Origin of the sequence: Pectobacterium artocarpous, assembly GCF_046159765.1 — a bacterium.
In the GTDB taxonomy this organism is placed as follows: Bacteria; Pseudomonadota; Gammaproteobacteria; order Enterobacterales; family Enterobacteriaceae; genus Pectobacterium.
This window is the reverse complement of sequence record NZ_JBJXVK010000008.1, coordinates 139,273-160,904: the sequence shown is the minus strand read 5'-3', so window position 1 is coordinate 160,904 and position 21,632 is coordinate 139,273. Positions and strand designations below refer to the sequence as shown.

The following is a 21,632-nucleotide window of genomic DNA, read 5'->3' as shown; positions in this document are numbered from 1 at the left end:
TCCTCGTTGCAGGATACTGTAATTTTATTACAGCGATAATGTACTCTTTTTGACTACAGCCAGTAAACCCATCATAAAAATGCCAAATAATGGTCGCTACTAGCTGAAAACCACACATAAATCGGTCTGCACAGAGGCTGAAATCACTTAAGTATTCGCCCTAAAGCGAAATTTTTCGTCGTTTCTGACAGTCGATTACTTTTCTGAAAGTTAGACACATGTCATGTTCTGGCAAAAAAAGGATCCAACTTAGCATGTTGCCCTCTGCCAACCACTACAGGGTCGTAGTATATTTTCACGACTTGCATTTTTTCACGTAATACATGCCAGTTGTACCTTTAGTTGAAATTGGAAAAAACTTACATGGCCCTTGTCGTATGAATATGCTGGAAAAAATCCAGAGTCACCTAGAACTCTTGAGCAAATCGGAAAGAAAAGTTGCTGAAGTGATCCTGAGCACTCCGCAAACAGCCATTCACTCCAGCATCGCGACCTTAGCCAAAATGGCCGATGTTAGCGAACCAACGGTCAATCGTTTCTGTCGTCGCCTTGAAACGAAAGGTTTTCCCGATTTTAAACTACATCTGGCGCAAAGTCTGGCAAACGGTACTCCGTATGTGAACCGTAACGTTGAAGAAGATGACAGCGTTGATGCCTACACCAGTAAAATCTTTGAATCCGCAATGGCTGGCCTGGAACAGGTGAAATCCAGCCTGGATGTCACCGCCGTCAACCGCGCCGTGGATTTGCTGACACAGGCGAAAAAAATCTCTTTCTTCGGTCTGGGCGCTTCCGCTGCTGTCGCACACGATGCGATGAACAAATTTTTCCGCTTCAATATTCCCGTCGTTTATTTTGATGACATCGTTATGCAGCGCATGAGTTGCATGAACTCCAGCGACGGCGACGTGGTGGTATTGATCTCCCACACTGGCAGAACCAAAAGTCTGGTCGAAATGGCACAGGTGGCACGCGAGAACGACGCGACCGTTATCGCGATCACCTCTGACGGCACGCCGCTGGCGCGTGAAGCCTCGCTGGCGCTACGGCTTGATGTGCCTGAGGATACCGATGTCTATATGCCGATGGTGTCCCGCATCGCCCAGTTGACGTTGATTGACGTTTTGGCGACAGGGTTCACGCTACGCCGCGGAGAAAAGTTTCGTGATAACCTGAAACGGGTCAAAGAGGCCTTGCGCGAATCTCGCTTTGATAAAGACGAGCGACTGATTAATCCCTTCAGGTGATTGCTAAGTTTTACGTTGTGCGTTGTTTTTTAGTTATATCTATGAAAAATGAGCAGTATCATCTACCCGCTTCATCTTGAATGGCCACGGACGACGGGCATGGAAAGATGGCGGGAATTACCTGTACAGTATGATAATCAGACATCAACACGATGTTCGGATAACGCAGATGAAATAGTTTTGTTGTAAAGTGACATTTTGCACCGTTATTCGACGCTTAATCGCAACACTACAGCTTCACAAGTGAACGGAGTTATACATGTCCAGACGGCTCAGAAGAACCAAGATTGTCACCACCCTAGGGCCCGCTACCGACCGCGAGAATAATCTCGAAAAGATTATCAGTGCGGGTGCTAACGTAGTACGCATGAATTTTTCTCACGGCACACCAGAAGATCATCTATTACGTGCCAACAAAGTTCGTGAAATTGCGGCTAAATTAGGCCGCCATGTTGCCATTCTCGGCGATCTACAGGGTCCAAAGATTCGTGTTTCTACCTTCAAAGAAGGTAAAATTTTCCTGAATGTCGGCGACAAATTCCTGCTGGATGCCAACTTAGCGAAAGGCGAAGGCGATAAAGAAAAAGTGGGGATCGATTACAAAGGCTTGCCGAGCGACGTCGTACCTGGCGATATCCTGTTACTGGATGATGGCCGAGTACAGTTGAAAGTGCTTCAGGTTGAAGGTCTGAAAGTTTATACCGAAGTCACCGTTGGTGGCCCGCTGTCTAACAACAAAGGCATCAACAAACTCGGCGGCGGTCTGTCTGCTGAAGCACTGACGGAAAAAGATAAAGCCGATATTATTACTGCCGCAAAAATTGGCGTCGACTATCTGGCCGTCTCTTTCCCTCGTACCGGTGAAGATCTAAACTATGCACGCCGTCTCGCGCGCGATGCGGGCTGTCACGCCAAAATCGTATCAAAAGTTGAACGTGCTGAAGCCGTCTGCTCAGATGCCGCGATGGATGACATTATTCTGGCTTCCGACGTGGTGATGGTGGCGAGGGGCGATCTGGGCGTTGAAATCGGTGACCCAGAGCTGGTGGGCATTCAGAAAAAATTGATTCGTCGCGCCCGTCAGTTGAACCGTGCAGTCATTACCGCCACGCAGATGATGGAATCGATGATAACCAACCCGATGCCAACGCGTGCAGAGGTTATGGACGTCGCCAACGCCGTGCTAGATGGTACCGATGCGGTCATGCTGTCGGCAGAAACCGCCGCGGGGCAGTATCCGGCTGAAACCGTCGCCGCCATGGCAAGAGTCTGTCTAGGCGCGGAGAAAATCTCAAGCATCAACGTCTCCAAACACCGCCTTGACGTGCAATTTGATAACACGGAAGAATCTGTCGCGATGTCTGCAATGTATGCCGCCAACCACCTGAAAGGGGTGACGGCGTTGATCGCTATGACGGAATCGGGCCGCACCGCGTTGATGATGTCCCGTATCAGTTCTGGATTGCCGATTTTTGCCATGTCTCGCCATGAGCAAACGCTGAACCTGACCGCGTTATACCGTGGCGTTACCCCCGTGCATTTCGATAGCTATACGGACGGGGTGGCGGCCGCTAACGATGCGGTGATTCGTCTACGTGATAAAGGGTTCCTGATGTCTGGGGATCTGGTTATCGTCACACAGGGCGACATCATGGGTACCGTAGGCACCACCAACACGATCCGTATCCTGCGCGTGGAATAATCTTTACCATCACCGTCCGCTAGCAGGCAGACGGTTCTTTCCAGCAAAAAGCCGGACGATTTCTCGTCCGGCTTTTTTATCTCTCTTTGCATCCGTCATTCCACACGTAGTTACGCAACGTCGTAGCGCGATATACCTAATTGCGATATAAATCATCCCGACAATACGGTTCAATCTCGCCCGGTTTGCGGGTTTTCAACAGCTTCAGAATCCAGGTGTATTGCTCAGGATTCGGTCTGACCAAAATTTCCACTTCTTCATTCATGCGTCGTGCAATATAGGCGTCATCCGCCTCTGCCAAATCATCCATCGGCGGGCGAATAAACACATCCAGACAGCCGTCTTTCGCGTTATACACTGGGAATAGCGGTATGATATCAGCGCGGCATACTTTCATCAGTCGCCCGACAGCAGGCAGCGTTGCTTTATAGGTCGCAAAGAAATCAACGAATTCGCTATGCTCAGGGCCGTGATCCTGATCGGGAAGGTAATAGCCCCAGCATCCGGAACGCACTGAGCTGATAAACGGCTTAATACCGTCGTTACGAGCATGGATACGACCGCCAAAGCGACGGCGTAATCGATTCCACCAATAATCCACTAACGCGTTCTTCTGATTGTGGAACATAGCTGCCATACGCTGCCCGCGCGAAGTCAGCAGCATCGCCGGAATATCGACGCCCCAGCCGTGCGGAACCAGAAAGATCACGTTCTTATCTTGTTCTTTAATACGGTCCAGAATGTCTTCACCATGCCAGCGAACATATTTCTCGATTTTCTTCGGGTTGCGGATCCCTACTTCCACCATCATGATCATTGACTGAGGCGCTGTCGCAAACATGTCATCGATGATGGCTTCACGCTGCGCTTCCGTTAAATCCGGCATACAGTACAGCAGGTTAATGCGGGCACGGCGGCGGGCACCTTTTGATATTTTCCCGACAAAACGCCCCACCCCACCCAACACCGGATTTCTTAATCGTGCCGGAACATAGGCGGCGAGCGCCATTACACCAACACCTAACCAAACGCCCCAATAGCGCGGATGAAAAAAGGCGCGTTGAAACTGGGGAATAAATTCAGCGTTCGATTTTTTTTCTTTTTCCATGCCTAAACTCTTCAGATCAATCAGTAAAACATAATCATAATTGGCACTTAGCGTTTAGCAAACTCGCTAACAATGACGTAAAAACACGCCCGCTTAGCAACCAAAAATCAGGAGACCGTGTTCTATAACATGAACATGCTTTATAAATGAAAATGCCGGCAGCAAGCCACCGGCATAAAACACCGTCAGTATCATTAATCAAACTTAAGCTGCGGTACCACTTCTTTCACCTGCGCCAGATAATCACGACGCTCTTTGCCCGTCAGTCCTTCAGAACGTGGCAGTTTAGCCGTGAGCGGGTTGACCGCCTGCTGGTTGATCCAGAATTCATAATGCAGGTGTGGGCCAGTAGAACGCCCTGTGTTGCCAGACAACCCGATACGATCGCCACGTTTCACTTTCTGCCCAGGTTTAACCAGGATGCGATGCATGTGCATGTAACGCGTGGTGTACTGCCGACCATGACGAATAGCCACATAGTTCCCCGCTGCGCCGCTGCGCTTCGCAATCACCACTTCACCATCACCGACAGCCAGAACCGGTGAACCGACGGGCATGGCAAAATCGACACCTTTGTGCGGTGCGACACGCCCTGTCACCGGGTTCAAACGGCGTGGGTTAAAGTTGGAAGAGATACGGAATTGTTTCATGGTTGGGAAACGCATGAAGCCTCGCGTCAAACCTGAACCTTCGCGATCATAAAATTTACCGTCTTCCGCGCGAATAGCGTAATAATCTTTACCACCAGTATTTAAACGAACGCCGACCAGTTCACTCTGCTCACTTTTGCCATCAAGCATTTCACGGGATATTAGGGCAGAGAAGGTATCGTCCTTACGTAATTTACGAAAATCCAACTGCCATTGCAGTGCTTTGATGACTTCACGCACTTCTGTGCTGGTTAAACCGGCATTTTTAGCACTACTGACAAAACTGCCACTTACCCGGCCATTCAAAACACTGTTGCGCCACTCGCCTTTCAGCGTTTCAATACGTTCTTTGAAATCGGCACCAACACGCTCATAAATACGTGTTTCACGACGGGACATCTGCCAGGTCAAACTTTTCAAGTCACCGTTTTCACCCAGAACCCATGAAATTTGCTGACCGATTTTCAGATTACGCAAATCTTTATTCTGCTCTGCAAGCTGAGTGACATCCGCAATATCAATGCCGTACTGCGTCAAAATGCTACTTAAGGTATCGCCAGTTGAAACCACGTACTCGTGTACGCCACCTTCATCGGCGACCTTGTCATCTAGCTCATCTTGTGGAATGTCATCATCTGGCGAGGGTTGGTCTATCGGTTCACTGGCCTCTGGCGTCAGCGTACGCAGTTGGCTGGTTTCCAGCTCGATATCTTTAACGATGACGGGCGCATCATCGACCTGGGGGTAAACAAAAGGCCGCCAAACAGCAACGGTCAATGTCACAACGGTAAGCGACCCCAGCATGACGCGGTGGGGCCGAGGTAAGCTGTTATACGCCAGAGCGATAGTTCGGACTATCTGCTGCACTTATTCGTATCCTCATGATTTTTCCTCCAGACAGCTCACATACTGGTTTGATAGCTGCAACAAGAAATCGGCATAGCTATCTCTACCCAGTGCAATATTGCTTCCCAATGGATCGAGCACACCCGAGCGCACGTCGGTTCCCTTGGCAACAGCATTAATAACGGCTGGCCTGAATTGTGGTTCAGCAAAAACGCATACAGCTTTATGCTCAACCAACTGTGTTCGTATTTGATGTAAACGCTGTGCTCCGGGTTGTATTTCGGGGTTAATCGTGAAGTAACCCAAGGGACTTAATCCGTAGTGTTTCTCAAAATAGCCATAGGCATCATGGAACACGAAATAGCCTTTCCCCTGCACAGGCGCTAGCATCTTAACAATTTTTTCATCTGCTTGCGCGATTTTATCCGTGAAATAAAGCAGATTCGCGTCTAGTTTGTCCTTATTCTGAGGCATAAGTTCCAATAATTTTGCATGAATGGCAATTGCCGCCTGTTTCGTCATCTCCGGCGACAGCCAAATGTGCATATTGAACTCGCTATGATGGTGACCATCGTCTCCATCATCAGGGGCGGCATGGCTGTGACCGTGGCCTTTTTCATGGTCATCATGCACCTGTTCATGCTCATTCTCATGATCGTGCCCGGCCTCTTTTTCCAGCTCGGATTTAATGGCTGGCAACGCGGAAAGTGCAATCTGCTTTGCTGGTGGAATTTTCGCTAACGGCTTTCCGAGGAAGGCTTCCATTTCTGGCCCAACCCAAATCACCAGATCGGCAGACTGTAAACGCTGGACATCAGACGGACGCAAGGCATAATCGTGGGGAGATGCGCCATCAGGCAACAGAACCTCAGTTGGCGTTACGCCATCAGCAATCGCTGACGCAATGAATCCCAACGGACGAATTGAAGTAATGACCGCAGCGGATGCCGCACTGATTGACATCCCGCTGGTGAGTAGCGCGCTGGCAACAAACACTCTTTTTAACCATTTTTTTGCTGAATAGATTGCTGCATGAAAATCGCTCCTATCGATTTTTATCGTGCTTCTTGTTATATTATAACGTTACATGAGTTATGCAAAACCGAATTATATGTCCACATTGGTATCACTTAATAATATTTCCGTTACATTTGGCAGCCGAAAGGTTTTATCAGATATTTCGCTGACCTTGCAGGCAGGCCGAATTCTAACGCTACTGGGGCCGAATGGCGCAGGGAAATCGACGCTGGTACGCGTAGTTCTGGGGCTACTCTCCCCCACCTTCGGCTCACTGGTACGGGATCCCGCACTACGTATCGGCTACGTTCCACAGAAGCTGCATCTGGATACCACGCTGCCGTTGACCGTCAGCCGCTTCATGCAACTGCGCCCCGGCGTGAAAAAGCAGGATATTTTACCTGCCCTTAAGCGCGTTCAGGCAGCACACCTGCTGGAACAACCGATGCAGAAACTTTCCGGCGGCGAAACCCAACGCGTGCTGTTAGCCCGTGCATTGCTCAATCAGCCCCAGCTTCTGGTTCTGGATGAACCAACCCAAGGTGTCGACGTCAATGGGCAACTAGCGCTGTACGATCTCATCAACCAACTACGGCAGGAATTCCACTGCGGTGTGCTGATGGTCTCGCACGATCTGCATTTGGTGATGGCGAAAACCGATGAAGTCTTGTGCCTTAATCAACATGTTTGCTGCTCCGGCACGCCTGAAGTTGTTTCCCTTCATCCTGAATTTTTAGCGATGTTTGGCCACCGCGGCGCAGAACAATTGGCGATTTATCGCCATCACCATAATCATCGTCACGATCTACAGGGACGTATCATTCTGAAAAGACAAGGTGGAAACGACGCATGATCGAACTGCTGTTTCCCGGTTGGCTGGCGGGAATATTGCTGGCTATTGCGGCAGGCCCGCTTGGTTCGTTCGTCGTCTGGCGGCGAATGTCTTACTTCGGCGATACGCTGGCACACGCATCCTTACTCGGCGTTGCTTTCGGCCTGCTGCTGAACATTAACCTGTTTACTGCCGTCATCGCCGTGACACTCATTCTGGCTTTGGGGCTTGTCTGGCTGGAACGACGTCCCTATCTGGCCGTCGATACCTTACTCGGCATCATGGCACACAGTGCCCTGTCCCTGGGATTGGTTGTTGTTAGCCTGATGAATAACGTGCGCGTGGATCTGATGGCTTACCTGTTTGGTGATTTGCTTTCCGTCACGACAGAGGATCTGTGGGTCATCGCTGCGGGTGTGATTATCGTTATTGCCATTATCTGCTGGCAATGGCGCGCACTGCTTTCTATGACGATTAGTCCGGAACTGGCGCACGTCGACGGCGTGAAGCTACAGCGCACCAAGCTGCTCCTGATGCTAACCACTGCATTAACGATTGGTATTGCCATGAAATTTGTTGGGGCACTGATCATTACGTCACTGCTGATTATTCCCGCTGCCAGCGCCAGACGCTTCGCGCGGACACCGGAACAAATGGCAAGTATCGCGATTATTGTTGGCATGATTGCCGTGACGGCTGGCCTGGCCTTCTCAGCCGGTTACAATACGCCGGCCGGGCCATCAGTGGTGCTGTGTGCATCGCTGCTGTTTATTATCAGCCTGCTGAAGCGACAACCCATCTAGCAGCAGTACAAGATTAAAAAAAGCCCTTCTGAATGCCACTTCCAGAAGGGCTTTTCTTTGTTGGGTGCAATGTGGGAAGCCTGATTCTAGCCACATAAACTCAGGGAGACCTCATGGTCTCCCTGAATGTGAAAAATGTGGAAAACGTGCGCGAATGACGCTACTCCTCGCGCGTTAATCCAAAGTGCCGATAGGCATGCTGCGTCGCCATCCGACCACGCGGCGTACGCTGAATAAATCCTTGCTGAATCAGAAAAGGTTCCAGAACGTCTTCAATCGTTTCACGTTCTTCGCCAATCGCTGCCGCTAAGTTATCCAGTCCGACAGGGCCGCCCATGAATTTATCGATGATTGCCAACAGCAGCTTGCGATCCATGTAGTCAAAACCTTCGGTATCCACCGCCAGCATATCCAGCGCCTGCATCGCCACGGCTCCGGTAATTGCTCCTTCCGACTTCACCTCGGAAAAATCGCGTACCCGGCGTAATAAGCGGTTGGCAATACGCGGTGTACCACGCGAACGACGCGCGACCTCAAGCGCCCCGTCCGACGTCAGATCCAGCCCTAAACACTGTGCGCTGCGGCCGACGATATACTGTAGATCGGTGACGTTATAAAACTCCAGACGTTGCACAATACCGAAACGATCACGCAGCGGCGACGTTAACGAGCCAGCACGCGTCGTTGCGCCAATCAGCGTAAAAGGCGGCAAGTCGAGTTTGATCGACCGGGCAGCAGGCCCTTCGCCGATCATGATATCCAACTGGTAATCTTCCATCGCCGGGTACAGCACTTCTTCCACAACGGGCGACAAACGATGGATTTCATCAATGAACAGCACATCATGCGGTTCAAGGTTAGTCAGCAGCGCGGCGAGGTCACCGGCTTTTTCCAGCACTGGGCCCGACGTCGTGCGCATATTCACGCCCATCTCATTGGCGACAATATTCGCCAATGTCGTTTTCCCCAGACCAGGAGGGCCAAAAATGAGCAGATGATCCAGCGCATCCCCGCGTTTACGAGCCGCCTGAATAAAAATCTCCATCTGCACACGCACCTGCGGCTGCCCCACATATTCGGTCAGCAGTTTGGGTCTCATCGCACGGTCAAGAAACTCTTCTTCTGGGACGGCGTCAGCGGAAATCAAACGATCGGCTTCTATCATGAATACCTCACAGCGCCGCGCGCAGTGCATCCCTGATCAGGGTTTCACAGTCAGCGTCGGGACGCGCAATTTTGGCAATCATGCGGCTAGCTTCCTGTGGTTTATAACCCAGCGCAACCAGTGCGGCGGAGGCTTCCGCTTCAGGATCGCTGGTGCGGCTCTCTGCGTTCTCAGGCGACGCCAGCGGTATATCGCTGACTGGATTAAACAGATCGCCACTCAAGCCCTTGAAGCGATCTTTCATTTCAACAACCAGTCTTTCCGCCGTTTTCTTACCCACGCCAGGGAGTTTAACCAGCGCACCGATTTCTTCACGCTCAACCGCACTGACAAACTGTGTCGCAGACATGCCTGAGAGAATCGCCAGCGCCAGCTTCGGCCCAACGCCATTCACTTTGATCAGTTCGCGGAACAGCGCCCTCTCCTGCTTATCATTAAAACCAAACAGCAGTTGTGCATCTTCACGGACAACGAAATGGGTAAAGATAATCGCTTCCTGATTGAGAGCAGGGAGTTCGTAAAAGCACGTCATCGGCATATGGACTTCGTAACCCACGCCGTTAGCTTCTATCAGCACCTGCGGCGGCTGTTTTTCCAGGATAATGCCCCTGAGACGACCTATCACGTTGCGCTTCCTTTTACTTAGGGAATGAATGGCTTGAAGTATGATGAGTATATAACATAAAAAAGGCTGGATGAATATCCAGTCTCCTGTTTCAGCGCAGTCGTCCTGCCAGCGGATTCACTTTCGCCGCCGATGTACGCAGCAGGCTTTGGCTAAAGTGGCAGTGCGTAATGGCGATCGCCAGCGCATCGGCAGCATCCGCCTGTGGACTAGCCGACAGCTTCAGCAGTGAGCGAACCATATGCTGTACCTGCTTTTTATCCGCTGCGCCCGTTCCTACCACGGTTTGCTTGACCAAACGCGCAGCGTACTCGAACACTGGCAAATCCTGATTCACCCCCGCGACAATAGCCACACCGCGCGCCTGTCCCAGCTTTAAGGCTGAATCCGGATTTTTCGCCATGAAAACCTGCTCAATCGCCATACAGTCTGGGCGAAATTGCGTGATGATTTCACTGACGCCAGCGTAAATCAGCTTCAGCCGCGTAGGCATATCATCCACCACGGTGCGGATACAACCGCTGCCGAGATACGTCAGATGACGCCCATGCTGACGGATAATGCCATAGCCCGTCACGCGCGAACCGGGGTCGATGCCGACTATGATTGTCATGATGCTACGATTATCATCGCGTCGCTCCGCCGATTCGCCCGTGTGGGTAGCCGTTTCTACTCTGCATTACCGAGTTGCCATTACAGCAGTTCAGCCACCTCATCGGAGATCTCACCATTGTGGTAAACCTCCTGCACATCGTCGCAATCTTCCAGCATGTCGATCAGACGCATCAGCTTCGGTGCCGTTTCCGCATCCATATCCGCCTTGGTTGACGGAATCATGGAGACTTCCGCAGACTCCGCTTTCAGGCCTGCCGCATCCAGCGCATCTTTCACGTTACCGAATGTTTCCCACGGCGTGAAGACATCAATTGCACCGTCATCGTACGTCACGACATCGTCCGCACCCGCTTCCAACGCTGCATCCATTACCGCATCTTCATCCAGACCTGGCGCGTAAGAAATAACGCCTTTCTTGGTGAAAAGGTACGAAACAGAACCATCCGTCCCCAGGTTGCCACCGGTTTTCGTAAACGCATGGCGCACTTCGGAAACCGTGCGGTTACGGTTATCACTCAGGCACTCCACCATGACTGCGGTGCCGCCCGGACCGTAACCTTCATAAATGATGGTTTCCATGTTGGCATCTTCGTCACCGCCGACGCCACGGGCAATCGCGCGGTTCAGGGTATCGCGCGTCATGTTATTGGACAGGGCTTTATCGATCGCGGCGCGCAGACGTGGGTTAGAACCCGGATCGCCACCGCCCAGCCGGGCGGCGGTAACCAGTTCGCGGATAATCTTGGTAAAGATTTTACCGCGCTTGGCGTCCTGTGCTGCTTTACGATGCTTTGTGTTCGCCCACTTACTATGACCTGCCATAAAAATCTCCGAAAAAAGCCTGTTCAGGCCGGATAAATAACAAATTCCTCAATCGCCTGCCGGTTACTCCAGGACTTGGTCAGCTGTGCCGCATGGGGTACATCCAACCACTGGTAAGCAAGGTGCTCAGATAATTGCACCTCGCGCTCAGCAGGTAACGCCAGACAAAACCAGTGTTCGGTATTGTGCGTTACTCCCGGCGCATAGCGACGTCTCAAATGAGCAAATAGCTCAAACTCAATACAGCGCTGACAGTCAAAGAGTGATAACGCTTCTGCGGATATATCAATGTTAACTTCTTCTTTGACTTCACGCTGTGCAGCATACGGCGCACTTTCCCCTTCTTCTATGCTACCGGTTACCGACTGCCAGAATTCAGGATCGTCACGCCGCTGCAACATCAGCACTCGCCCGGTGTCACGAGCATAAATCACCACCAGAACCGAAACGGGCCGCTTATATACCATCTTATTCGTTCTCGGATTTTCCATCCTGAGCCGCTTTCCCTTTTACGACAACCGCAATAGCAAGCTCTTCCAGCGAGGCCGGGTTGGCGAAACTTGGCGCTTCCGTCATCAGACAGGCTGCTGCCGTTGTTTTCGGGAAAGCGATAACATCACGAATGTTATCGGTGCCCGTCAGCAGCATCACCAAACGGTCAAGGCCAAACGCCAGACCTGCATGCGGCGGCGTACCATATTTCAGCGCGTCCAGCAGGAAGCCAAATTTTTCACGCTGTTCTTGTTCGGTAATGCCCAGAATGCTGAACACAGTTTGTTGCATATCACCGTTGTGAATACGCACAGAACCACCGCCCACTTCATAACCGTTAATCACCATGTCATAGGCGTTGGCAATCGCCGAAACCGGGTTGGCTGCCAGATCAGAAGGCTGCATGTCACGCGGTGCGGTAAACGGATGGTGCATCGCAGCCAGCCCGCCTTCGCCATCTTCCTCAAACATCGGGAAATCGACGACCCAGAGCGGTTCCCAGCTGTTGTCTTTCGTCAGGCTCAAATCGCGGCCCAGCTTGAGACGCAGCGCGCCCAGCGCATCGGTCACCACTTTCGCGCTGTCTGCGCCAAAGAACAGGATGTCGCCATCTTGCGCCGCGGTACGATCCAACAACGCAGACAGGATGTCTTCATTCAGGAATTTCGCGACAGGGCTTTGAACGCCTTCCAGCCCCTTGGCGCACTCGTTGACCTTAATGTAAGCCAGACCTTTCGCACCATAGATTTCGATAAACTTGCCGTATTCATCAATCTGCTTACGACTCAGTTGCGCGCCGCCGGGAACGCGGATAGCGGCAACGCGACCTTTGGCATCGTTTGCCGGGCCGGAGAACACTTTAAAGTCGATATCTTTAACCAGATCGGCAACGTCAACCAGTTCCAGCGGGTTACGCAAATCCGGTTTGTCAGAACCAAAACGGCGCATCGCTTCTGCGAACGTCATGATCGGGAAATCACCCAGATCGACGCCTTTTGCGTCCAGCCACAGTTCACGCACCAGTTTCTCCATCACTTCACGCACCTGCGATGCGGTCATGAAAGAGGTTTCCACATCGATCTGGGTAAATTCTGGCTGTCTGTCCGCACGCAGGTCTTCGTCACGGAAGCATTTGACGATTTGATAGTAGCGATCAAAACCGGACATCATCAGCAACTGTTTGAACAACTGTGGTGACTGCGGCAGCGCATAAAATTTGCCTTTATGTACACGGCTCGGCACCAGATAGTCGCGCGCACCTTCCGGCGTCGCTTTCGTCAGCATTGGCGTTTCGATATCCAGGAAACCGTGGTCGTCCATAAAGCGGCGAACAAAGCTGGTGATACGCGCACGCATTTTCAGGCGCTGCGCCATTTCAGGGCGACGCAAATCCAGATAGCGGTATTTGAGACGGGCTTCTTCGGTGTTGGTTTGATTGGAATCCAGCGGCAGCGCTTCGGAGCGGTTAATGATGGTCAGTGCACTGGCAAAAATCTCAACATCACCCGTCGCCATATCTTTGTTGATCTGGCTTTCTGGACGGGCGCGTACCACACCGGTAAGTTGGATGCAGAACTCATTACGCAACTCGGATGCCAGTTTAAATGCGTCCTGACGATCCGGATCAAAAAACACCTGAACCAGTCCTTCGCGGTCACGCATATCAATAAAAATCAAACCACCCAGATCGCGGCGGCGGTTAACCCAACCGCACAATGTCACTTCCTGGCCCACATGGGACGAATTCAACTGCCCGCAATAATTAGTACGCATCACGATGTCCTTTTACTCATCCGCCAGCTCACACGTTTTCACACTGGATTACTTTTCACGGTAGATCACAGCACAAAAACAGTGGCATTTTCGCTGCGCGGCATGGTTTTTCTGGATTACTGTCCGGTGAAAAAAGGCGACTATTATAAAGGATATTCGCCCGAACGATAAGCATGAAGGTAACGCTCTGCGACGCCGCCGCCTACTCTTTTTACGAAATTCCCTTTCCGGTTAACGGAATGTTCACTAATCAGCATAGAGTTGTTGCAAAAGTGAGCGGCAGAAGAAGTCCTAACCATCGGAATACGACGGGTTAAAAATCGTCACAGCACGCCTTCATCAGTGACGAATCCTTTGGGGCGTCATCAGTCCATGGTGTACGGCTCCCAGATGATATTTATGGAACCCACCCTCTATTTATTTTAATAAACCTGCTAGAGTTAATAAGTAACTTATTATTTTATAAAAATTTTAATAAAAAGCGCATCTCCATTACTGGCTAATGCGTATGGTTTACATGGAGAACACCTATGTATTCATTTGTTGCCCGCCAACCTATTTTAAATCAACACCTCCAAACCGTTGCCTACGAACTCCTTTTTCGCATGGACGTCACCAATAAATTTCCTGATGTCAGCCCTGAATATGCGACCGCACAGCTTATTTCCGATCAGTTCTTAACGAATCCATTGACAAAATCTGTGATTAAACAACCTTACTATATTAACTTTCCCCATCAGATGTTGGTCAATGGACAGGCCGAAGTCTTACCACCGGAAAAGGTCGTGATTGAAATCCTTGAAAATGCAACCCCCAACAACGACCTCTTTGCTGCGATAAAAAAGCTAAAAAGAAAGGGCTTCAGAATTGCACTTGATGATTTTTCGATGGATTCAGAGTGGGATCGTTTTTTACCTTATATTGATGTCATCAAGTTCGATTTAACCTTGTCAACGTTTAAGGATATTGAAAATTTCATCAAACGAACGGCACAGCACAAGTTAATTTATCTGGCTGAAAAAGTAGAGACGCATGAGCAATACCTGCAAAGCAAAAAACTCGGGATTTCTCTTTTTCAGGGGTATTTCTTCAGCCACCCTGAAATGATCAAATCGAAGAAATTGGTCAATAACTCCAGTAATACCATCAGGTTGCTAAGAGAAGTCAATAAACCTGAAATCAACTATGCCACGATAGAAAAACTGGTGCGAGCCGATCTGTCACTTTATTATAAGTTGATGCGCCACATCACCAATATCAAATACAACACCCGTTTTGGCATCACCGTGACCTCAATGTCGTTCCGTTCTATGGCCATGTTGCTTGGGCAACGGGAACTCAAACGTTTTGTCTCGTTAATCAGCATTACCAACAGTAATGAAAATAAGCCCAGCGAGCTTTATCGTACCAGCTTAATTCGCGCCAGATTTTTCGAATTATTATATGCCTCTTTTAACGTAAAGGAGGACACTACTGAGGCATTCTTATGCGGGTTGTTGTCGCTGCTTGATGCCGTATTAGATTCACCAATGCCTTTACTGCTCTCGCAAATCGCGCTATCGGAAAAAATTAACCAGAGTTTATTGAATCATACCGGTGAACTCGCGCTTTATCTGGTGCTAATTTCTAAATATGAACAGCAAGAGTGGGAAGAACTTGAACAACTTTTAACACAGTTGGGTCTCGATGAAGAAAACGTTTTTACCATGATCATGGAGGCAACACAGTGGGCAGATGAGATTTTATAAACGGTATCTCTTGGTTCACTCGCACAGCACTGACAATTGCGCGATAATCAGCGCCATCCTATTGAGGTTTAATGACGTTATGGTGCGATGATGTACATCGGATTACCGCAATGGCAGCACCCGGCATGGAGTCGGTTAGGGCTCAACGATCTGGCCGACTACAGCCGCTATTTTACCTGCGTTGAAGGTAACACTACCTTTTATGCGTTGCCTTCACGTGAGGTTGTCGGACGCTGGCGCGATATGACGCATGATGACTTCCGCTTTTATTTCAAGTTTCCCTCAACGATCAGCCATAAAGCCGCCTTGCAGAACTGCGACAGCAATATCGGCCTTTTTTATCAATGCATTGAACCAATTTCACACCGTATCGGCCAGCTCTGGCTACAGCTCCCTGCGGCCTTCAGCCCAGCCCAGTTACCCGTTCTGTGGCGTTTTCTTGATGCCTTACCGCAGGGGTTTGGCTACGGCGTGGAAGTACGTCACCCGCTGTTTTTTGCCAAAGGTGATGAGGAGCGTGCGCTGAATCAGGGGCTACAGCAGCGCGGCATTAACCGCGTGATTCTTGACAGCCGTCCGGTTCACCACGCCGCGCCAAACAGTGCAGCCATGCGCGAAGCCCAGCGTAAGAAACCTCGCGTACCGGTACATGCCGTGCTCACCGCCACACAACCGCTTATCCGCTTTATCGGTAGTGAAACGCCGGAAGAAAACCTTCGCTGGTTCGAATCATGGCGTAACAAACTGCCGCAGTGGAACGAAGCCAATCCCTTCTTCTTTATTCATACGCCGGATATTGGTGATGCCCCGCCGCTGGCGCAGCAACTTTGGCCGTTACTCGCCGAGATCGACCCAACCTTGCCGCCCCAGCCGGATTGGCCACAGCAGGCGACGCTCTTTTGAGCCACACACTACTGGCAGGTGTTAGCCCATTTGGTTATAAACCATTTCGCAACGTAGCACATTTCCGCTAAAAAAATCGGCCTTTACAGGCGACAGTGGCGTTAGGTAAAGCTATTATTCTGCAAGCCGTTTTCGGTTAGGTTACGGAGTAAAACATGGTAAGTGCGCTCTACATCGTGCTTGGCGCAATCTTGTTGATAAAGCTGTCTATTGATGTTGTGAAACTCAGAATGCAGTATCGCGTGGCCTATGGCGACGGCGGATTTTATGAATTGCAAACCGCCATCCGAGTACATGGCAATGCGGTGGAATATATTCCGATTGCGGCGATTTTGCTGGTGCTGATGGAAATGAACGGCGCCCTTATCATCATGATCCATTTTTGCGGCATTTTATTGATTACCGGGCGTTTAGTTCACTACTACGGCCTTCGGCACCGTGAATTTCGCTGGCGGCGTTCAGGGATGGCGGCAACCTATGCCTCGCTCATCCTGATGATTGCAGCAAACCTCTATTACCTCCCTTGGGATCTGGTTTTCACGCTGTATTGATAGTGCGAAACAAGAACGCCATCTGTCCTTCCGGCCGCGCGGACATTTATACGCTGGGAATTAAAAGTCGCGTCTACCCCCTATGAAAGATGAAGACCATATACCCTAACTAATTCGAGTTTCAGGACAAAAACAGCAAGGCGTTTTTGAACAGGCTTGCGCTGCCCCCAAAGGGCTGAGGCCATAAGGCCAAATAATGCGGCAAGCGAAGGACAAATTCGTCGGGAACGAATTTGACCAGCCAACGGCTGGCCTTCGGTGAGAGACAGGATGTCTCTCATTTCATCCCGATGAGCTTACGCAAGTAAGTGATTCGGGTGACTGACAAATCTGCCAGAGGCAGGTTTGAACGCTGCTTGCAGCGGCCCCAACGGGCGAGGCACACGCAAGTGTGTCGAGTAGTGCAGCAGCCAACGTACATGCAACTTGAAGTATGACGGGTATTGCGTATTCTGCTAGAATACGCGCCTATTTATTACTCTCAGTACAACTTTCCGCTATGCCAAACCGCGATATGCTTTTTTCTGTGCCAATTGCCAATTTAGGCGACTGGACATTCGACGAACGCGTTGCTGACGTATTTCCCGATATGATCCAACGTTCTGTTCCCGGCTATTCCAACATCATCTCGATGATTGGCATGCTGGCAGAACGCTTCGTCCGCCCGGATAGTCACATCTATGACCTTGGATGCTCGTTGGGGGCTGCGACGCTGTCCATGCGACGCAATATTCCTGTTCCAGGTTGCAAAATTATCGCGGTCGACAATTCTCCGGCCATGGTGAAACGCTGCCGCAGTCATATCGACGCTTTTCGTTCCGATACACCTGTCGAGATTATAGAAGCCGATATCCTGAACATTGATATCGAAAATGCGTCTATGGTGGTGCTGAACTTTACGCTTCAGTTCCTGGAACCTTCCCAGCGCCAGGTGCTCATTGAACGTATTTATCAGGGATTAAATCCCGGCGGCGTACTCGTCCTCTCTGAAAAATTCAATTTTGCAGACAAAAACGTGGGCGAATTGCTGTTCAACATGCACCTCGATTTCAAACGGGCAAATGGCTACAGCGAGTTAGAAATTAGTCAGAAGCGCAGCATGCTGGAAAACGTCATGCTAACCGATTCGGTAGAAACCCATAAGGCTCGGCTGGCAAGCGCTGGTTTTGAGCATAGCGAGATTTGGTTTCAATGTTTTAATTTTGGTTCGTTATTAGCCGTGAAAGCAGAGGAAAAGGTGTGATCGATTTCGGCAACTTTTATCAGCAAATCGCAAAAGGCCCGCTCAGCCACTGGCTTAATACGCTGCCTTCACAGCTCAGCAGTTGGCAGCAGGAGTCCTTACACGGTAAGTTCAAACTCTGGTTTAACTCGCTGGAACATCTCCCGTCACTGACGCCAACCTCTCTGGATTTGAACGACAGCGTCACCGCGTGCATGGAGCCCGATATTTCCGAGGGCCAGCGTGAAGGTATTGAAAAACTGCTGCGTAATCTGATGCCCTGGCGTAAAGGCCCCTTTTCGCTTTACGGCGTCGATATCAACACGGAATGGCACTCTGATTGGAAATGGCAGCGCGTTCTGCCACACATCAGCCCACTGAAGAATCGCCTGATTCTGGATGTAGGCTGCGGCAGCGGCTATCACCTGTGGCGGATGGTTGGTGAAGGCGCCACGATGGCGGTCGGCATCGATCCTATGCAGTTGTTTTTATGTCAATTTGAAGCCGTACGTAAGCTGCTCGGTGACGATCAGCGGGCGCACGTTCTGCCACTCGGCATTGAGCAACTCCCCGAACTTGCCGCTTTTGACACCGTGTTCTCTATGGGCGTACTGTATCACCGCCGTTCCCCACTCGATCACCTGTGGCAATTGAAGAATCAGCTAGTGGCAGGCGGTGAGCTAGTGCTGGAAACGCTGGTCATTGAAGGTGATGAAAATCAGGTGCTGGTGCCGGGAGAACGCTACGCGCAAATGCGCAATGTGTATTTCATTCCTTCCGCCTCGGCCTTGACCACATGGCTTGAGAAATGCGGATTTGTTGATGTCCGCGTCGTCGATATCTGCGCCACGACAACGCAGGAACAGCGTCGGACAGACTGGATGATCACGGAGTCGCTGGCTGAATTTCTCGATCCTGAAGATCCGACAAAAACGGTGGAAGGCTACCCTGCACCGATACGGGCCGTACTGATTGCACGTAAACCCGGAATCTACCAGCCCTAGATTACTGCGTTCGATAAAAAAAGCCCCAGCAACACACCGGGGCTTGGTACTTGCCATGCAACCTGATAGGTTGCAGCGCGGCAAAATTGAAGAATGACGATGTTGTGCTTATCACAATGCGGCTTACCGCATTACCTATATCGCTACACCGTGAAGCTTCTGACGTTATGACACGTACTGCATTTCACGATCCGGGCTGACCGCCCGTTTCATTGCTGCCACCACATCGCCATCCACGCAATACTGGCTAAATTCGTCTAATTCCGTATCAGAACACATCGACACGCCGATTTTACGGTAGCGCATAGGGGATGGCGTCCACTGACCGGCAGAACTGTGTAGTTCCCGAATACCGGCCTGCTGAAATTTATGCAAGTTAGTCAGCCGCACGCCGGAACCCGCCATAATAATGGGACCTCGACTGGCCTGCGTTAGTTCACGTAATAACCGCAGCCCATTCTCCGCCGTCTGCTGCTGCCCAGAGGTCAATATGCGCGATACGCCAAGCTCGGTGAGCTGCTCCAGCGCAATGTAAGGATTCAGGCACATATCGAACGCGCGATGGAAGGTCACCGCCATGCCCTGCGCCACCTCCATAATTTCGCGCATTTTGGGCAAATCAATGTGCCCTTCCTCATTCAGCACGCCGACAACGACGCCGGGAAACCCCATCTCACGAATCTGCTCAATGTCGTATTTGATGGTAGCCAATTCCGTCGCACTGTAGCAAAAATCTCCACCTCTCGGGCGCACAATCGGGTGAACAGGAACCGCGACCTTTTCACGGGCACTACGCAGCGCACCATAAGATGGGGTTAATCCGCCTTCCCGTTGCCCTGCACAGAGTTCAATCCTGTCAGCCCCAGACTGCGCTGCGGTTATGGCACAATCAACGCTATAACAGCATACTTCCAGTTTCGTCATCGCTGCTCCTCCATGTAAACTCTCAGACCACTTTTCTTAATTATCGAAAAATCGGCGAATCATCAGACTGAGTAAAGTAATAACTATGGCATTGACATTCATATCGTGAGGAGACAGGAGTCACAATGAACGCGATACCCTGCCGAAATAAACATGACATCAACCACAGTTTTATTAATCTGTTCTATACCCGTCCTACTTCAAATTGCAGGTGCATTGGCTACGCTCACTCACCCGAATCACTTACCTGAGTAAGCTCATCGGGATGAAATGAGAGACATCCTGTCTCTCACCGAAGGCCAGCCGTTGGCTGGTCAAATTCGTTCCCGACGAATGTGTCCTTCTCTTGCCGCGTTACGATGCTCATCGCTGAGCATCGCTCTAAAGGGCTAACGCTTCGCGTTATTCAAAACGTTGACGTTTTGTCCTGAAACTCGAATTATTTAGGGTATGTAGTAAAAGAAATTGGCATGAATAATGTAGTATGCCGTTTTACCTTTCAGCCGATGTTTTCTTCCTGATTGTTCTACAGAGGCACGCCTCGCTATTTTCAACGTGAAGACATTTCGCTCGCAATAACATCGCGGATATCAAATGGATGAAATTTTATTGTCACTTTCCCGTTGGTTACCGCCAGCGTTGGATTAGGTATTCGTTCTTTTTCGCCTTGCGGAGAACTGAATTTCAGCCTGATACCCGGCGTACGCAGCGCGTCATCAGACAAGCAGGCCAAGGCACGCTGATGCAGCGTTTCCGCATCACCAGGCAGCACCAGTTCCACATGCTCCCATCCTTCATGCGGATAATGTTTTTTCCCCGGCCACGGTAGCTCAATACACGTCATTTCCCAGGGGCCAACCGAGATAGCCTTATCCAGTATAAACAAGCAGATTGGACGACCATTGATCTGATTTTCAGACAGCAGATGGCCAGCCTTTAGCAGCGCCGCTTTCCAGGATTCAGCCGTTGTATTCTGATGACAACGCAAAGAAATATGGTCAGCATGAAATGCGCCTAAATCCAGTTGTAGCACATCGGCCAATTCCTGTAACGCGTACTCAAAACGCGCTAAATCCGTCATCAAATCATTAGGTAACATATCGGGTAACAACTCCTCGCAACATATCATGTTATCAATAACCATTCGCGCGGTGAGAATATCACACCCGTGACATATTCTAATTAAATTCTACTTTTCTCCCTGTACATTTATTTACACCTTCGTTACGTGGAACACATTAAATGCAAAGAAAAATCAACCTCACTATTTGATTAATAAACGGAAATATTTTTTTCTGATATTAATCTGCGATACCTCTCGCAACCTACTCTGGGAGAAATCTTAAATAAGAATTACCCCATTGAACGCCTAAAAGAAAACGTATATAAGTTATGATAACAAATAATATCACAGAGATATCATCATGGTTTTACTCATTATCTCCATCGCGCTTATTGTTATTGCGGCATACGCTATTTTTCGTCATTTTAAAACCAGAGACTCACATAAAATTGGTGTAAATGATCGTTCAAGAAAACGTTAAGCTCGTAATTTTTATTTATTTTTATTCTACCTAAAACCA

General features: G+C 50.1%; 20 protein-coding genes. 9 read left to right on the top strand and 11 right to left on the bottom strand.

The window, feature by feature from the left end:
* Positions 1–377 precede the first annotated feature (377 nt).
* Both ACKQAD_RS07530 and pyk read left to right on the top strand, forming a co-directional pair.
* Positions 378–1,247: a MurR/RpiR family transcriptional regulator gene (locus tag ACKQAD_RS07530; protein ID WP_409159570.1), complete on the top strand. Its 870-nt coding sequence runs from the start codon at positions 378–380 to the stop codon at positions 1,245–1,247.
* Between the two features lie 259 nt (positions 1,248–1,506).
* Positions 1,507–2,949 carry a pyruvate kinase gene (gene pyk, locus ACKQAD_RS07525; protein WP_409159569.1) on the top strand — a complete coding sequence of 481 codons (1,443 nt, stop codon included), beginning with the start codon at positions 1,507–1,509 and terminating at the stop codon, positions 2,947–2,949.
* A 136-nt stretch (positions 2,950–3,085) separates the two neighbouring features.
* On the opposite strand, the gene lpxM is transcribed toward pyk, so the two are convergent.
* The 3 genes from lpxM to znuA all read right to left on the bottom strand — a co-directional run bounded on the left by lpxM (position 3,086) and on the right by znuA (position 6,579).
* Positions 3,086–4,057 carry a lauroyl-Kdo(2)-lipid IV(A) myristoyltransferase gene (lpxM, locus tag ACKQAD_RS07520; protein WP_409159568.1) on the bottom strand — a complete coding sequence of 324 codons (972 nt, stop codon included), beginning with the start codon at positions 4,055–4,057 and terminating at the stop codon, positions 3,086–3,088.
* Between the two features lie 194 nt (positions 4,058–4,251).
* Positions 4,252–5,574 (bottom strand): murein DD-endopeptidase MepM, encoded by a 1,323-nt coding sequence (gene mepM / locus ACKQAD_RS07515; RefSeq protein ID WP_409159567.1) that lies wholly within the window; start codon positions 5,572–5,574, stop codon positions 4,252–4,254.
* A 12-nt stretch (positions 5,575–5,586) separates the two neighbouring features.
* Positions 5,587–6,579 (bottom strand): zinc ABC transporter substrate-binding protein ZnuA, encoded by a 993-nt coding sequence (gene znuA / locus ACKQAD_RS07510; RefSeq protein WP_409159587.1) that lies wholly within the window; start codon positions 6,577–6,579, stop codon positions 5,587–5,589.
* Between the two features lie 85 nt (positions 6,580–6,664).
* Here znuA and znuC point away from each other — a divergent pair, with 85 nt between their 5' ends.
* Together znuC and znuB are read left to right on the top strand one after the other, a co-directional pair.
* Complete coding sequence (gene znuC / locus ACKQAD_RS07505; RefSeq protein ID WP_409159566.1) at positions 6,665–7,423, top strand: zinc ABC transporter ATP-binding protein ZnuC; 759 nt, start codon at positions 6,665–6,667, stop codon at positions 7,421–7,423.
* Positions 7,420–8,205 carry a zinc ABC transporter permease subunit ZnuB gene (gene znuB / locus ACKQAD_RS07500; protein ID WP_409159565.1) on the top strand — a complete coding sequence of 262 codons (786 nt, stop codon included), beginning with the start codon at positions 7,420–7,422 and terminating at the stop codon, positions 8,203–8,205. The genes znuC and znuB overlap by 4 nt, the downstream gene beginning before the upstream one ends.
* 160 nt (positions 8,206–8,365) lie before the next feature.
* On the opposite strand, the gene ruvB is transcribed toward znuB, so the two are convergent.
* From ruvB to aspS, 6 genes are all read right to left on the bottom strand, one after another.
* Positions 8,366–9,370, bottom strand: a complete 1,005-nt coding sequence (gene ruvB / locus ACKQAD_RS07495) for a Holliday junction branch migration DNA helicase RuvB (protein ID WP_409159564.1) — start codon at positions 9,368–9,370, stop codon at positions 8,366–8,368.
* 7 nt (positions 9,371–9,377) lie between these two features.
* Entirely contained in the window at positions 9,378–9,995 is a 618-nt protein-coding gene (ruvA, locus tag ACKQAD_RS07490) for a Holliday junction branch migration protein RuvA (protein WP_409159563.1), read from the bottom strand.
* A 91-nt stretch (positions 9,996–10,086) separates the two neighbouring features.
* Positions 10,087–10,608 carry a crossover junction endodeoxyribonuclease RuvC gene (gene ruvC / locus ACKQAD_RS07485; RefSeq protein WP_409159562.1) on the bottom strand — a complete coding sequence of 174 codons (522 nt, stop codon included), beginning with the start codon at positions 10,606–10,608 and terminating at the stop codon, positions 10,087–10,089.
* An 80-nt stretch (positions 10,609–10,688) separates the two neighbouring features.
* The gene (locus ACKQAD_RS07480) at positions 10,689–11,432 is read right to left on the bottom strand and encodes a YebC/PmpR family DNA-binding transcriptional regulator (RefSeq protein ID WP_015840062.1); all 744 of its coding nucleotides are present in this window, start codon (positions 11,430–11,432) and stop codon (positions 10,689–10,691) included.
* 23 nt (positions 11,433–11,455) lie between these two features.
* Positions 11,456–11,899 (bottom strand): dihydroneopterin triphosphate diphosphatase, encoded by a 444-nt coding sequence (gene nudB, locus ACKQAD_RS07475; RefSeq protein WP_010275904.1) that lies wholly within the window; start codon positions 11,897–11,899, stop codon positions 11,456–11,458.
* 1 nt (position 11,900) lies between these two features.
* On the bottom strand, positions 11,901–13,697 hold the full coding sequence (aspS, locus tag ACKQAD_RS07470; protein WP_409159561.1) for an aspartate--tRNA ligase: 1,797 nt from the start codon (positions 13,695–13,697) through the stop codon (positions 11,901–11,903).
* A gap of 530 nt (positions 13,698–14,227) precedes the next feature.
* On the opposite strand from aspS, the gene ACKQAD_RS07465 reads away from it, so the two are divergent.
* The 5 genes from ACKQAD_RS07465 to cmoB all read left to right on the top strand — a co-directional run bounded on the left by ACKQAD_RS07465 (position 14,228) and on the right by cmoB (position 19,125).
* A complete protein-coding gene (locus ACKQAD_RS07465) occupies positions 14,228–15,445 on the top strand; it encodes an EAL and HDOD domain-containing protein (protein WP_409159560.1) in 1,218 nt (405 codons plus the stop codon).
* Positions 15,446–15,535: 90 nt separating this feature from the next.
* Positions 15,536–16,348, top strand: a complete 813-nt coding sequence (locus tag ACKQAD_RS07460) for a DUF72 domain-containing protein (protein ID WP_409159586.1) — start codon at positions 15,536–15,538, stop codon at positions 16,346–16,348.
* Positions 16,349–16,503: 155 nt separating this feature from the next.
* The gene (locus ACKQAD_RS07455) at positions 16,504–16,899 is read left to right on the top strand and encodes an MAPEG family protein (RefSeq protein ID WP_014915147.1); all 396 of its coding nucleotides are present in this window, start codon (positions 16,504–16,506) and stop codon (positions 16,897–16,899) included.
* A gap of 499 nt (positions 16,900–17,398) precedes the next feature.
* On the top strand, positions 17,399–18,142 hold the full coding sequence (gene cmoA / locus ACKQAD_RS07450) for a carboxy-S-adenosyl-L-methionine synthase CmoA (protein WP_409159585.1): 744 nt from the start codon (positions 17,399–17,401) through the stop codon (positions 18,140–18,142).
* Positions 18,139–19,125 (top strand): tRNA 5-methoxyuridine(34)/uridine 5-oxyacetic acid(34) synthase CmoB, encoded by a 987-nt coding sequence (cmoB, locus tag ACKQAD_RS07445; RefSeq protein ID WP_409159559.1) that lies wholly within the window; start codon positions 18,139–18,141, stop codon positions 19,123–19,125. The genes cmoA and cmoB overlap by 4 nt, the downstream gene beginning before the upstream one ends.
* A 165-nt stretch (positions 19,126–19,290) precedes the next feature.
* On the opposite strand, the gene cutC is transcribed toward cmoB, so the two are convergent.
* Together cutC and ACKQAD_RS07435 are read right to left on the bottom strand one after the other, a co-directional pair.
* Positions 19,291–20,049 (bottom strand): copper homeostasis protein CutC, encoded by a 759-nt coding sequence (gene cutC / locus ACKQAD_RS07440; protein WP_409159558.1) that lies wholly within the window; start codon positions 20,047–20,049, stop codon positions 19,291–19,293.
* A 550-nt stretch (positions 20,050–20,599) separates the two neighbouring features.
* Positions 20,600–21,148 carry a VOC family protein gene (locus tag ACKQAD_RS07435; protein WP_409159557.1) on the bottom strand — a complete coding sequence of 183 codons (549 nt, stop codon included), beginning with the start codon at positions 21,146–21,148 and terminating at the stop codon, positions 20,600–20,602.
* Positions 21,149–21,632 lie beyond the last annotated feature (484 nt).